This window comes from Caulobacter sp. GSs2, assembly GCF_058680895.1.
The window spans coordinates 2,269,933-2,282,566 of sequence record NZ_CM178725.1 but is presented as its reverse complement, the minus strand read 5'-3'; the positions used below and the strand labels follow the sequence as shown (position 1 = coordinate 2,282,566).

Annotated in this window: 12 protein-coding genes; 2 read left to right on the top strand and 10 right to left on the bottom strand. The window is 66.1% G+C overall.

Annotation, left to right across the window (positions count from 1 at the left end; translation table 11 throughout):
- Window positions 1–134 precede the first annotated feature (134 nt).
- From ACW17Z_RS11120 to ACW17Z_RS11095, 6 genes are all read right to left on the bottom strand, one after another.
- Window positions 135–1,049: a ParB/RepB/Spo0J family partition protein gene (locus ACW17Z_RS11120; protein ID WP_492058515.1), complete on the bottom strand. Its 915-nt coding sequence runs from the start codon at window positions 1,047–1,049 to the stop codon at window positions 135–137.
- Window positions 1,050–1,082: 33 nt separating this feature from the next.
- On the bottom strand, window positions 1,083–1,895 hold the full coding sequence (locus tag ACW17Z_RS11115) for a ParA family protein (protein ID WP_419319323.1): 813 nt from the start codon (window positions 1,893–1,895) through the stop codon (window positions 1,083–1,085).
- Window positions 1,885–2,547, bottom strand: a complete 663-nt coding sequence (gene rsmG, locus ACW17Z_RS11110; RefSeq protein WP_492056049.1) for a 16S rRNA (guanine(527)-N(7))-methyltransferase RsmG — start codon at window positions 2,545–2,547, stop codon at window positions 1,885–1,887. Before rsmG ends, ACW17Z_RS11115 begins: the two co-directional genes overlap by 11 nt.
- Window positions 2,537–4,390 (bottom strand): tRNA uridine-5-carboxymethylaminomethyl(34) synthesis enzyme MnmG, encoded by a 1,854-nt coding sequence (mnmG, locus tag ACW17Z_RS11105; RefSeq protein ID WP_492056048.1) that lies wholly within the window; start codon window positions 4,388–4,390, stop codon window positions 2,537–2,539. Before mnmG ends, rsmG begins: the two co-directional genes overlap by 11 nt.
- A gap of 169 nt (window positions 4,391–4,559) precedes the next feature.
- Window positions 4,560–5,903 (bottom strand): tRNA uridine-5-carboxymethylaminomethyl(34) synthesis GTPase MnmE, encoded by a 1,344-nt coding sequence (mnmE, locus tag ACW17Z_RS11100; RefSeq protein WP_492056047.1) that lies wholly within the window; start codon window positions 5,901–5,903, stop codon window positions 4,560–4,562.
- Window positions 5,903–6,148, bottom strand: a complete 246-nt coding sequence (locus ACW17Z_RS11095) for a DUF6489 family protein (RefSeq protein ID WP_419319327.1) — start codon at window positions 6,146–6,148, stop codon at window positions 5,903–5,905. The genes mnmE and ACW17Z_RS11095 overlap by 1 nt, the downstream gene beginning before the upstream one ends.
- Before the next feature lie 109 nt (window positions 6,149–6,257).
- On the opposite strand from ACW17Z_RS11095, the gene ACW17Z_RS11090 reads away from it, so the two are divergent.
- Together ACW17Z_RS11090 and ACW17Z_RS11085 are read left to right on the top strand one after the other, a co-directional pair.
- Entirely contained in the window at window positions 6,258–6,953 is a 696-nt protein-coding gene (locus ACW17Z_RS11090) for a dienelactone hydrolase family protein (protein ID WP_492056046.1), read from the top strand.
- Between the two features lie 4 nt (window positions 6,954–6,957).
- Window positions 6,958–7,923 carry a quinone oxidoreductase family protein gene (locus tag ACW17Z_RS11085; RefSeq protein WP_492056045.1) on the top strand — a complete coding sequence of 322 codons (966 nt, stop codon included), beginning with the start codon at window positions 6,958–6,960 and terminating at the stop codon, window positions 7,921–7,923.
- 81 nt (window positions 7,924–8,004) lie between these two features.
- Here the strand turns inward: ACW17Z_RS11085 and rho are convergent, their stop codons facing one another.
- From rho to hemE, 4 genes are all read right to left on the bottom strand, one after another.
- The gene (gene rho / locus ACW17Z_RS11080; RefSeq protein ID WP_419319330.1) at window positions 8,005–9,414 is read right to left on the bottom strand and encodes a transcription termination factor Rho; all 1,410 of its coding nucleotides are present in this window, start codon (window positions 9,412–9,414) and stop codon (window positions 8,005–8,007) included.
- A 272-nt stretch (window positions 9,415–9,686) separates the two neighbouring features.
- Window positions 9,687–10,181 (bottom strand): CopD family protein, encoded by a 495-nt coding sequence (locus ACW17Z_RS11075; RefSeq protein ID WP_492056044.1) that lies wholly within the window; start codon window positions 10,179–10,181, stop codon window positions 9,687–9,689.
- Window positions 10,151–11,194 carry a ferrochelatase gene (gene hemH, locus ACW17Z_RS11070; protein ID WP_492056043.1) on the bottom strand — a complete coding sequence of 348 codons (1,044 nt, stop codon included), beginning with the start codon at window positions 11,192–11,194 and terminating at the stop codon, window positions 10,151–10,153. The genes ACW17Z_RS11075 and hemH overlap by 31 nt, the downstream gene beginning before the upstream one ends.
- Window positions 11,191–12,231, bottom strand: coding sequence for a uroporphyrinogen decarboxylase (hemE, locus tag ACW17Z_RS11065; RefSeq protein WP_492056042.1), 1,041 nt, complete (start codon window positions 12,229–12,231; stop codon window positions 11,191–11,193). Before hemE ends, hemH begins: the two co-directional genes overlap by 4 nt.
- Window positions 12,232–12,634 lie beyond the last annotated feature (403 nt).

Genomic DNA, 12,634 nt, shown 5'->3' with positions numbered 1-12,634 from the left:
ATTATCGTCAAATCCGCCCTCGTCTCACGAAAGCGGCGCCTCCCGGAGTACGGAAAGGCGCCGTTCTGTGCGCGACAGAGGCTGTTGAAAAAGTGTGAGTTCACACCCTTCGAAACTACATTGCGTGCGGTCGGTCAGACTCCGCGCGTGAGCCGGTTGCAGAGGTCGTCCAGCTGCTCGAGCGTCGCATAGCGGATGGAAAGCTGGCCGGCGCCGTCGCGATGATCGATGACCACGTCGAGGCCCAACACCGACGACAGGTCGGACTCCAGGGCCTGGGTGTCGGTGTCCTTGACCTTGGCCGGGCGGCCGCCCTTGTTCTTGGACGGACGGGCGTCGGGCGTTTTGCGGGCCAGGGCTTCAGTGTCGCGCACCGACAGGCCCCTGCCGATGATTTCGCGCGCCAGGGCGGCGGGGTCCTCGGCGGCGGCGATGGCGCGGGCATGACCGGCCGACAGCTCGCCGCTGACCAGGTGTTCCTGCACTTCGTCCGGTAGGGCCAGCAGTCGCATGGTGTTGGCGACATGGCTGCGGCTCTTGCCGATGGTCTGGGCGATGTTCTCCTGAGTGCGGTCGAACTTGTCCATCAGCATGCGATAGGACAGCGCCTCCTCCAGGATGTTGAGGTCCGAGCGCTGGACGTTCTCGATGATGCCGATCTCGAGAACGGCCAGGTCATCCAGTTCGCGAACCAGGATCGGCACACTGCGCAGACCCGCCCGCTGGGCCGCACGCCAGCGGCGCTCGCCGGCGACGATCTGATATTCGCCTTCGGCGCCTGGCGCCGGACGGACCAGGATCGGCTGCAGGATGCCCTTCTCGCGGATCGAATTGGACAGTTCGACCAGATCATCCTCGCGGAAGGTGCGCCGCGGCTGGTCTGGATTTCGGCGCAACAGCTCGATGGGGGCCTCATTGGCCCCGCCCAGCCTTTCGCCCGGCGCCTGAGCCGGCGCGGAGTCGACCTCGCCCAGCAGGGCGGAAAGACCGCGACCCAAACCCCTACGCCCTTCGGCCATACCCGGCTCTCCCACCACGACGGACTCCATCTTCAAGCTCGTATCGACGACTGTTACTTCGGTTTAGGCGGCGTGGGACAGACGGGCGCGTTCGCGGCTGATCACTTCACGGGCCAGCTTCAGATAGGCCTGGCTGCCCGCGCATTTCAGATCGTAGAGCAGGACGGGCTTGCCGAACGACGGCGCCTCCGAGACCCGCACATTGCGCGGGATGACCGCGTCATAGACCTTGTCGCCAAAGTGGGCGCGGACATCCCTGGCCACCTGTTCCGACAGGCTGTTGCGCTTGTCGTACATGGTCAGGACCACGCCCTGGATCTCCAGGTGCGGATTGAGGCTGCCGCGCACCCGCTCGATGGTGCGGATCAGCTGGGTCAGGCCTTCCAAGGCGAAGAACTCGCACTGCAGGGGCACGAACACGGCATCGGCCGCGGTCATGGCGTTGACGGTCAGCACGTTCAGCGACGGCGGGCAGTCGATCAGCACATAGGTATAGGGGCCATTGGCCCGCAGGGGCTCCAGGGCGTCGCGCAGGCGGTAGGACCGGCGCGCCACTTGACCCAGTTCCAGCTCGACCCCCGACAGGTCGGCGTCAGCCGGTACGACGTCCAGGCCCGGCAGGCTGGTGGCCACGGCGGCGTCAATCACCGGCGACTCGCCCATCAGCACGTCATACAGGGTCGTCCGACGCTGCTGGCGGGTGATGCCCAGGCCCGTCGAGCAGTTGCCCTGCGGATCGGCGTCGATCAGCAGAACGCGTTCGCCGCAGGCCGCCAGGGCCGTGCCCAGATTGATGGCCGTCGTCGTCTTGCCCACCCCACCCTTCTGGTTGGCGATGGCGAGCACGCGGAGCGGCTGGGTTGGCTTAGCGGACACGGGAAAGCCTCTTTACTTGAACGATGCGACCGCGAGGGTCGCTTTGGCTGGGTCGCAGCTCGGCCTCGAAATTCCAAGCATTCTCGGCTTCGGCCAGCTCGCTTGCCACATCCTGTCCCTTCAGGAACAGGCCAAGCGCGCCCCGGTGCAGATAGGGCCAGGAAAAACCCAGAAGTTTGGTCATCGGCGCGCAGGCGCGGGCGGTGACCACCTCGACCTTGAGATTGAGCTCTTCGGCGCGCGCATTGTGCACCTGGGCCGGCAGGTCGAGGGCCGAAACGACCTCGGTCAGGAACCGGCAGCGCTTGGCCATGCTCTCGACCAGGTGAACCTTGGCGCCCGGTGTGTCTTTCAAAAGTATGGCCAGAACGATACCGGGCAGACCGGCGCCGGCGCCGAGGTCTGCCCAGATTTTCGCACCCGGGGCCATCTCCAGCAGCTGGGAGCTGTCGAGCACGTGGCGCGTCCAGTAGGTGGCGATGGTCGCCGGACCCACCAGGTTCATCACCGCGTTCCATTCGGCCAGCAGGTCCTGATAGCGGGCCAGGTCCGCCAGCTGGCTGTCGGTGACGCCGGTCAGGGCCTGGTAGCCGGCCGCGTCCAGCACGGGTTCAACCACGGCGTCGGGGGTCAAAACGGGTTCAGGCTGCATGGCGACGCACGTGGGCCAGCAGCGCCGTCAGCGCGCCGGGCGTCACGCCTTCGATACGGGCGGCCTGGCCCAGGGTCAGAGGCTTGACCCGCGCCAGCTTCTCGCGGACCTCGTTGGAAAGGCTGCCGACGGCGCGATAGTCGAGATCAGCCGGCAGGCGCAGATCCTCTTCCTTTCGGAAGGATTCGGCGTCGGCGCGCTGGCGGTCGAGATAGCCGGCATAGGCAGCTTCGATCTCGATCTGCTCGCGCACCGCCATGTTCCACGTGGAAACCTCGGGCCACACCTGGGCGAGGCGATCCAGGGTCACCTCGGGATAGGCCAGCAGGGCGAAGATGTTCCGACGCTCGCCGTCTTCCTTGACCTTGAAACCGGCCCTCAGCGCTTCCGGCGGGGTTAAGGTGACGGCGCGGGCGAAGGCGCGGGCCTCTTCCAGCTTGGTCTTCTTGTCGGCCCAGGCCTCGGCGCGCACGGAGCCCACAACGCCGAGGGCGATGCCCCGGTCGGTCAGGCGCTGATCAGCATTGTCAGCGCGCAGGGTCAGGCGGAACTCGGCCCGGCTGGTGAACATGCGATAGGGCTCGGTGACGCCACGGGTGACGAGGTCGTCGATCATCACGCCGATATAGGCCTCGTCCCGCGCGAACACGGCGGGCTCCCTGCCCTGCGCCGCCAGAGCGGCGTTGAGGCCGGCGACAAGCCCCTGGGCCCCCGCCTCTTCATACCCCGTGGTGCCGTTGATCTGGCCGGCCAGATACAGGCCCGGCAGGCGCTTGGTCTCCAGGGTCGGGAACAGCTCGCGCGGATCCACGTAGTCATATTCGATGGCATAGCCGTAGCGCTTGACCTCGACCTGCTCCAGGCCCGGGATCGTGCGCAGGAACATCAGCTGGGTCTCTTCGGAGACCGAGGTGGAGATGCCGTTCGGATAGACTGTCGTGTCGTCCAGGCCTTCAGGCTCGAGGAAGATCTGGTGACTGGACTTGTCGGCGAAGCGGACGACCTTGTCCTCGATCGACGGGCAATAGCGTGGGCCGATCCCCGTGGCGCGGCCGCCATAGACGGCGGATTCACCCAGGCGGTCGGCGATGATCTGGTGGGTCTCAGGGGTCGTCCACGTGACGCCACACTGGATCTGCGGGACGGTGATCCGGTCGGTCAGAAACGAGAACGGCACGGGCTCTTCGTCCGCGGCCTGCATCTCCAGGCGGTCCCAGGCGATGGTGGCGCCATCCAGACGGGCGGGCGTGCCGGTCTTCAGGCGTCCTATGTGGAAGTCGAGGCCATAGAGTCGATCCGCCAGGCCGATCGAGGGCGCGTCGCCGACCCGGCCGGCCGGGGTGCGGATCTCGCCCAGATGGATCAGACCCTTCAGGAAGGTGCCTGTGGTCAGCACCAAGCGCGGCGCGTGATAGGCGACCCCTGCCCCGTCGATCACGCCGGCGACCTTGCCGTCCTCGACCATCAGGTCCTCGGCGGCGGCGGCGATGATGTCGAGGTTACACGTGGCGTTCAGCTCGGCCTGCATGGCCTCGCGATAGAGCCGGCGATCGATCTGCGAGCGCGGGCCACGCACGGCGGGGCCCTTGGAGCGGTTCAACATCCGGAACTGGATGCCGGCCTTGTCGGCCATACGGCCCATGACGCCGTCGAGGGCGTCGATCTCGCGGACCAGGTGGCCCTTGCCCAGGCCACCAATGGCCGGGTTGCAGGACATCTCGCCGATGGTCTCAAGCTTGTGGGTCAGCAGCAGGGTACGAGCCCCCGTGCGCGCTGCGGCGCTAGCCGCCTCGCAGCCGGCGTGGCCGCCGCCGATGACAATAACATCCCAGGTGTTGGACAAAAGGTACGCGCCTCAATGCGAACGCCCCCGGGTCTGGCGGGGGCGCTGGAGTCACATATACCCTCTTCGGGCGAAAAGGTCGACGTGAGTCCCGGAGGTTTCACGTGAAACACTCATGGCACAGCTGTGGTCAGCCTGTGGATAACCTGTCCATGTTTCACGTGGAACTCTACTTGCCGATACAGAAGCTTGAGAACACACGATCCAGAACATCCTCTGAGTCGATACTGCCGGTGATCTTGGCGAGAGCCCGCGCGGCCAGCCGTACATCCTCGGCGGCCAGTTCTACCGCCAGACCGACATCCGACAGGGCGCGATCCAGATAGCCCCGCGCTTCGCGCAAACGTTCGGCGTGACGCAGCCGGGTGGCCGCTGGAAACTCTGATCCTGACAGCGCGGCCGCCACGTGGGACGTCAGCCTGGCCCTGAGTTGATCCACCGCCTCCGCCGAATGGGCGCTCAGCGTTTCAACGGTGAGATGGCGGGCGGCGAAGGCAGAGCTGGCTGCCGCAACGGCGCGCCCATCTGCGATGTCGATCTTGTTGATCACCACCCAGTCGCCGGAGGTCAGGAGATCGCTCCCCTCCGCGTCCGGCTGTTTCACGTGGAAACCGTCGACCACCCAGATCCGCAGATCCGCCTCGCTGGCCCAAGCCCGCGCACGGCGGACCCCCTCGGCCTCGATGGCGTCGCCCGTCTCGCGGAGGCCCGCCGTATCAGCCAGCAGCACGCGGTAGCCGCCCAGCACCAAGGGGGCCTCGATGATGTCGCGGGTGGTGCCGGGCGTCGCCGTGACGATCGCCGCGTCACGCTCGACCAGGCCGTTCAGCAGGGTGCTCTTGCCGGCATTGGGCGCGCCCACCAAGGCGATGCGATAGCCATCACGCACGCGGCGGCCACGGGAGACATCCGCCAGGGCCGCGTCGATTTCGGCTTTCAGGGTCTCCAGCCCTGGCCGGGCGCGCGCCGCGACCTCCTCTGGCAGGTCTTCATCGGGGAAGTCGACAGCCGCCTCAAGCATGGCAAGGGCATGAACCAGCAGATCGCGCCAACGGTCATAGCGCTGGCTCAGGGCTCCGCCGATCTGGCCCAGGGCTTGCCGCCGCTGACCCTCGGTCTCGGCGTCGATCAGGTCGGCGACGCCCTCGGCCTGGGCCAGGTCGAGCTTGCCGTTCTCGAAAGCGCGACGGGTGAACTCGCCAGGCTCGGCCAGTCGCAAACCCAGGGCGCCCAGCGCTTCCAGAACGGCCTCGACCACGGCCCGGCCGCCATGCACGTGAAACTCGGCAGCGTCCTCGCCGGTGTAGCTGGCGGGTCCCTGGAAGACGATGACCAGAGCCTCGTCGAGCTCGACGCCTTCATGCTTCAGTCGACGAAGCGCGGCCTGGCGCGGCGGCGGAACCTTGCCAGCCAGCGCCGCCACGATGTTTCGCGTGCGGGGACCCGACACGCGCACCACGGCCACAGCCGCGCGCCCGGCCGCTGTGGCCAGGGCGAAGATCGTATCCGTCATCAGTCGCGCTTGCCCACCGCCGCGCCCGCCGCCGCCGTCATCAGCTTGCGGAACTGATCCTGGGCGCCGGCCCCGAAGGCCATCCAGTTCTTCATCAGCTCTTCGGGCGCCAGCATGGCCATATTGGCGTCCATGCGTGTCTGCATCTCTTTCACCAGGTGGTCGTTGAGCGTGCTGACATCGGGCAGGCCCAGAAAGGTGCGGGCTTCCACGGGGGTGCAATCAATCTCGATGGTCATCTTCATGGCGGTTCCCTCACGTCAGGGCACAATATTGTTATGGGCCAGGCCCGACGCGGCACGTTAGAGCGCTTTGGTCGAAAGTCACATCGACGCCATACGACGGAGAGCCCCGATGAGCGAGACCCTCACCATCACCACGCCTGACGGCGCCTTCACCGCCTATGTGGCGCGGCCTCAGGCAGAGAGCGCGCCCGCCGTGGTGGTCATCCAGGAGATCTTCGGCGTCAACAAGGTCATGCGCGACATCTGCGACGGCCTGGCCGCCCAGGGTTTCGTGGCCATCTGTCCCGACCTGTTCTGGCGGATCGAGCCCGGTATCGACATCACCGACCAGTCGGAGGCCGAATGGAAGCGGGCCTTCGAACTGTTCAATGCGTTCGACGTCGACGCCGGCGTCGCCGACATCGCCGCCACCATAGCCGCTGTCCGCGCCCTGCCCGGCGTATCGGGCAAGGTCGGCGCCGTCGGCTATTGCCTTGGCGGTCTGCTGGCCTTCCTGACCGCCACCCGCACGGACGCCGACGCCTGCGTCTCCTACTACGGCGTGGGGCTGGAAAAGCACGTGGGCGAGGCCGACAAGCTGGCGCGCCCCCTGCTGATGCACATCGCCGAGAAGGACCAGTTCGTGCCGCCGGAGGCGCAGCAGGTCATCCTGGCCGCCCTGAAGGATCATCCGCAGATCCAGATCCATACCTATGCCGGTCGCGACCATGCCTTCGCTCGGGAAGGCGGCGCGCACTACGACGCCGCCGACGCGGCCAAGGCCAATGGCCGGTCGTTGACCTTCTTCCAGACCAACCTGGCTTGATCCGATGCTGGCGATCCAAGCCGTCCGCACCGGCGGCCCCGAAGTGCTCGAGGCCGTCGACCTGCCCGTCCCCAGGCCGGGGCCGGGCCAGATCCTGGTCCGTCACCACGCGGTGGGTCTGAACTTCATCGACACCTATCACCGCTCCGGCCTGTATCCGATGAAGATGCCGGTCGTGCTGGGACTGGAAGCGGCTGGCGTGGTCGAGGCGCTTGGCGACGGCGTCATGCGTTTCGCTGTCGGCGATCGCGTCGCCTATAATGGCTCGCTCGGGGCCTATGCCGAGGCGGCCGTGGTTGCGGCCGATCGCGCCGTCAAGGTTCCCGACAGCGTCAGCCTGGAGGTTGCCGCCGCTGTCCTGCTCAAGGGCATGACGGCCGAGTTCCTGGTCCGCCGATGTTTCCACGTGAAACCCGCCGATGTCGTCCTGGTCCATGCCGCCGCCGGCGGCGTAGGCTCTATCCTGGTCCAATGGTGCAAGAGCCTGGGCGCGACCGTGATCGCCACGGTGGGGTCGGAGGCCAAGGCCGCTATCGCCCGCGATCTCGGCGCCGACCACGTGATCCTCTACGACCACGAGGACGTCGCCGCGCGCGTCGCCGAGATCACCGGCGGCAAGGGCGTGGCCGTGGTCTATGACGGCGTCGGCAAGGACACCTTCGCGGCCAGCCTCAAGAGCCTGGCGCGGCGCGGCATGCTGGCGACCTTCGGCAATGCCTCGGGGCCAGTCCCGCCGTTCTCGCCGCTGGAGCTGGCGGGCAAGTCGCTGTTCGTGACCCGGCCGAAATTGTTCGACTACATCGTCACGACCGAGGAGCTCGACGAAAGCGCCGCCGCGCTGTTCGAGGTGCTGGCTTCGGGCGCGGTGAAGATTGACATCGGCCAGACCTTCCCGCTCGCCGAGGCGCGCGCCGCCCACGAGGCCCTGGAAGGTCGACGTACGACCGGCGCTACCCTGCTGCTGCCGTAGGGCCGCATACCCGGTCAGACCCACAAAAAAGCCCCGGGTCATCCCCGGGGCTTTTCCGTATAGCGGTGAGTCGGTTCGGACTCAGGTGTTCATCGACTGGAAGAAGTCGCCGTTGGTCTTGGACTGACGCATCTTCTCGAGCAGGAACTCGATGGCGTCCGAAGCGCCCATCGGGTTGAGGATGCGGCGCAGCACATAGGTCTTCTGCAGCTGGTCGCGCGGGGTGATCAGCTCTTCCTTGCGGGTGCCGGACTTCAGCACGTCGATGGCCGGGAAGATGCGCTTGTCGGCGACCTTGCGGTCCAGGATGATTTCCGAGTTACCGGTGCCCTTGAACTCTTCGAAGATCACTTCGTCCATGCGGCTGCCGGTATCGATCAGGGCGGTGGCGATGATGGTCAGCGAACCGCCCTCCTCCACATTGCGCGCCGCGCCGAAGAAGCGCTTGGGGCGCTGCAGGGCGTTGGCGTCGACACCGCCGGTCAGCACCTTGCCCGACGACGGGACCGTGGTGTTGTAGGCGCGGCCCAGGCGGGTGACCGAATCCAGCAGGATGACGACGTCGCGCTTGTGCTCGACCAGCCGCTTGGCCTTTTCGATGACCATCTCGGCCACCTGAACGTGGCGGGTCGCCGGCTCGTCGAAGGTCGAGGCGATGACCTCGCCCTTCACCGTGCGCTGCATGTCGGTGACTTCTTCCGGCCGCTCGTCGATCAGCAGGACGATCAGGTAGATTTCCGGATGGTTGGTCTCGATCGACTTGGCGATATTCTGCAGCATCACCGTCTTGCCGACGCGCGGCGGGGCTACGATCAGGCAGCGCTGGCCCTTGCCGAGCGGGGCGACGATATCGATGATCCGGCCCGAGCGATCCTTCACGGTCGGATCGGGCAGTTCCATGTTCAGGCGCTCTTCGGGATAGAGCGGCGTCAGGTTGTCGAAGTGGATCTTGTGCTTGACGTTGTCGGGGGCCTCGAAATTGATCTTGGCCACGCCGGTCAGGGCGAAGTAGCGCTCGCCCTCCCGCGGTGAGCGGATGGCGCCGTCAACGGTGTCGCCGGTGCGCAGGCCATACTTCCGGATCTGCGAGGGCGAGACATAGATGTCGTCCGGACCCGGCAGATAGTTGGCTTCCGGCGAGCGCAGGAAGCCGAAGCCGTCCTGCAGCACTTCCATGGTGCCAGAGCCCGAGATCTCCACGCCTTCTTCGGCGAGGGTCTTGAGGATCGCGAACATCATGTCCTGCTTGCGCATGGAGTTGGCGTTCTCGACCTCGAAGGTCTCGGCGAACGCCAGCAGGTCGGCCGGGGATTTCTCCTTCAGCTCCTGCAGGGACATGGTCTTCAGCCCCAGGGCCGCGACGGCGGCGCTGATCTCGGAGCCTTCGTCGCCGCCATCCTCTTCGGACTCGGCGCCGGGGACTTCGGCCGGGGTGGTGGTGTCGATGACGGCTTCCTCAACGGAAACGTCGTTCTCGGTGTCTTCGGTCATGTTGTGACTCAAACGGGGACGCGGACCGCGAGAGGCGATCCGGCCGGAAAGGATTTCAGTTCCACGCCAGGTTCAGGAAACCGGACGAGCGCGCCATGACGACGACGCGGATCGATTGGGGAACGGACCTTCGGAGCCAGGCTCCAGGGGGCGCGCCAGGACGGGCGCCAGTCCGTGAGAGAGTTCAGGCCTGACGCAGCGCATCAGGCCTGACGGGATGGGAACCACATGCGAAGGGGCCGGTCAAGCGCCGCGCCCTGCTGAGGTCCGGCCTAGTGGTTCAGAAACTTGGTCGTCACCGAGATGACGATGATGATCGCTAGCACAAACGGTATCTCATTGGTGATCCGCCAGAACTTTTCCGAGCGGGTGTTCTCGCCCCGCTCGAACTTCCGCCGCGACGCCGACAGGAAGCCGTGCCAGCCATAAAGGCCCACCAGGGCCACCAGCTTGGTGAGCATCCAGGGCTGCAGGAGGAAGTCCCAGCCGCGAATCTGGCCGTCGGCCATAATCAGGGCCAGGCCGAACACAAGCGTCAGGATCGACGCCGGATTGATGATACCGCGCAGCAGCCGACGCTCCATCACCTTGAACGTCTCGTCCATCTCGGAACCGGGCGTGGCCTTGGTGTGATAGACGTAGAGACGCGGCAGGTAGAGCATGCCGGCCATGAACGCGATCACGGCCAGGATGTGCAGGCCGCGAAAGACGTTGAAGTTCTGAACCAGGAAATCCGTCACGCTGCAGCGCCTTTCGTGCGGGGACACTGGCTGCGGTCACCGGCGCAGCGCCAGGCGCAGGCCGGGGCCACGCCCTGGCGGGGCAAGGCGTCGACCACCGCCCGGGTCAGACCCGCGATGAAGCCGGGCTCGATCCCCAGGGCCGGAACGCGGATATAGGCCGGACAGCCGGCTTCCACCGCCAGTTCGCGATATTCGTGATCCAGCTCGACCAGGGTCTCGATATGCTCGGAGACGAAGGCGATAGGCGTCACCACCAGGGCCAGGCCCTGCTGGCTGGCGGAGCGGATTTCATCGTCGGTCGAGGGGCCGATCCATTTCAGCGGGCCGACCCGGCTCTGATAGCTGACCTTCCAGTCCCAGCCCTCGCCCAGCCGGGCCGCGACGGCGGCGGCCGTGGCCTCGATCTGTTTCTGGTAGGGGTCGCCGGCCAGAATGACCTTCTCGGGCAGCCCATGGGCGGAGAACAGGAGGCGCGCCGGCTTGGGGCTGCCGGCCTTGTCATAGGCCTCGCGGATCAGGCGGGCATGCGCCTCGATCAGGGCGTCGTCGGTGGGATAGCAACAGACCGTCCGCGCCTTGCCCGGGCCGCGATAAGCCTTGTTCCACGCCTTGACCGACGAGCCGGTCGTCGTGGTTGAAAAGTGAGGATAGAGCGGCAGCAGAACGATCTCGTCCGGGGCCCAGGCCTTGACCGCCTTGGCCGTCTCTTCGGTCAAAGGCTTCCAGTAGCGCATGGCGATGAAACACTTGGTCTCGGCCTCTGGCATGGCCTCAGCCAGCGAGGCTTCCAGAGCGGCAGCCTGCTTCTGGGTTTCGGGCAGCAAGGGCGAGCCGCCGCCCATCATCGCGTAATTGGCCTGAGCGCTCTTTTCCCGGGTCGTCGAGATCAGGGCCGCGATCGGATAGCGGATGATCGCCGGCGCGCCGATGATCGCCTTGTCGCGAAAGAGATTGAACAGGAACGGCCGCACCGCGTCCGGGCCATCGGGTCCGCCCAGATTGAACAGGACAACGGCGATCTTCTTGCGGGTGGTCATTTGCCGGTCACCCGGGCCAGGACCTGCTCGACATGGGCAATGGGCGTATCGGGCAGGATGCCGTGACCCAGATTGAAGATGTAGGGGCCCTGCTCCCACTGCTCGATCATCTGGTCCACCCGGCGCAGCAGCTCATCGCCGCCGGCCCGCAGCAGCAGGGGATCCAGTGCGCCCTGGATCGGCTTGATCTTCTGGATGCGCTGACCCATCGCCGCGCTGACCTGGGTGTCGAGGGCCACGCCCTGCACCGGCACCACCGACGCATAGTTTTCCACCAGGGCGCCCGCGCCGCGAGGGAAGCCGATCACCGGCACGGTCACGCCCCGATCGCGCAAACCCTGCACGATGGCGACGTGAGGCTTGATGACCAGCCGCTCGAACTGCGGTTCCGACAGCCCCTCGGCCCAGCTTTCGAACAGCTTCAGGGCCTGGGCCCCCGCGTTCACCTGCATGACCAGATAGTCGATCGTCGCCTCGACCAGTACGGCGATCAGCTGGTCAAGCTTTTCAGGGTTCTGGTAGGCGTAGGTCCGTGCGCCGGTCCGGTCGCTGGAACCGCCCTCGATCATGTAGGTCGCCACGGTCCACGGCGCGCCGGCGAAACCGATCAGCGCCTTTTCTGGGTCCAGCGCGGCCCGGACGCGGCGCAGGGTCTCGCCGATGTTCGACAGTCTGGCGCCCGCATCAGCGGCCAGCTCGGCCATCGACTCGATGGACGGCATTTCGCCCAGGCGCGGACCCTCGCCAGCTTCGAACCAGACCTTCTGGCCTAGGGCGCCCGGGATCAGCAGGATGTCGGCGAACACGATGGCCGCGTCATAGGGGAAGCGCCGCATCGGCTGCAGCGTCACCTCGGCGGCCTTTTCGGGATCGAAGCAGAAGCTGATGAAATCCGGCGTCGTGGCGCGAACGGCCCGATACTCCGGCAGATAGCGACCCGCCTGCCGCATGAACCAGACGGGCGGGCGTTCGGCGGTCTGTCCGGCGAGGACCGAGAGCAGCTTCGGGGTCGGGGTGATCAGGTTCGAGGCGTTCATGCAGGCCTTAAATCCCGTCCGGCCCTTGGGCTCAAGTCCGAAGGCCAATCTTCCATTTCTTAATAAGATCTTAAGTTTGGAAGCAGGAGAGGCAGGGCAAGTGGGAACTGGGGAAAACCGCTCCGCCATCGTCACCGCTCACACGCCATCCTCCCTTATGCCCATGATCCCCCACATGGGGACGGCGCCCTGTTAATCATGGGGATGGATGGCTAGGGCCTTAGGTTCCTTAATGAACTCTTAACGCGCCTCGCCGTCCTTCAGACCTCGTTAACCATTCGTCCCCGGACATGGGATGGCGATGATCCAATATCCAGGGATGCGGCTTCGGCTTGGGGATGTTACGCGGTCAATATGGCCGTTGATCACAGCGGCGCCATGACATGACGCTTCGGGACGGCTT

Coding starts and splice junctions, on each gene's coding strand:
- ACW17Z_RS11090 (WP_492056046.1), top strand. CDS start 6,258: ATGAGCGAGACCCTCACCATCACCACGCCTGACGGCGCCTTCACCGCC.
- ACW17Z_RS11085 (WP_492056045.1), top strand. CDS start 6,958: ATGCTGGCGATCCAAGCCGTCCGCACCGGCGGCCCCGAAGTGCTCGAG.
- ACW17Z_RS11095 (WP_419319327.1), bottom strand. CDS start 6,148: ATGAAGATGACCATCGAGATTGATTGCACCCCCGTGGAAGCCCGCACC.
- rsmG (WP_492056049.1), bottom strand. CDS start 2,547: ATGCAGCCTGAACCCGTTTTGACCCCCGACGCCGTGGTTGAACCCGTG.
- hemE (WP_492056042.1), bottom strand. CDS start 12,231: ATGAACGCCTCGAACCTGATCACCCCGACCCCGAAGCTGCTCTCGGTC.
- rho (WP_419319330.1), bottom strand. CDS start 9,414: ATGACCGAAGACACCGAGAACGACGTTTCCGTTGAGGAAGCCGTCATC.
- mnmE (WP_492056047.1), bottom strand. CDS start 5,903: ATGACGGATACGATCTTCGCCCTGGCCACAGCGGCCGGGCGCGCGGCT.
- ACW17Z_RS11120 (WP_492058515.1), bottom strand. CDS start 1,049: ATGGAGTCCGTCGTGGTGGGAGAGCCGGGTATGGCCGAAGGGCGTAGG.
- hemH (WP_492056043.1), bottom strand. CDS start 11,194: ATGACCACCCGCAAGAAGATCGCCGTTGTCCTGTTCAATCTGGGCGGA.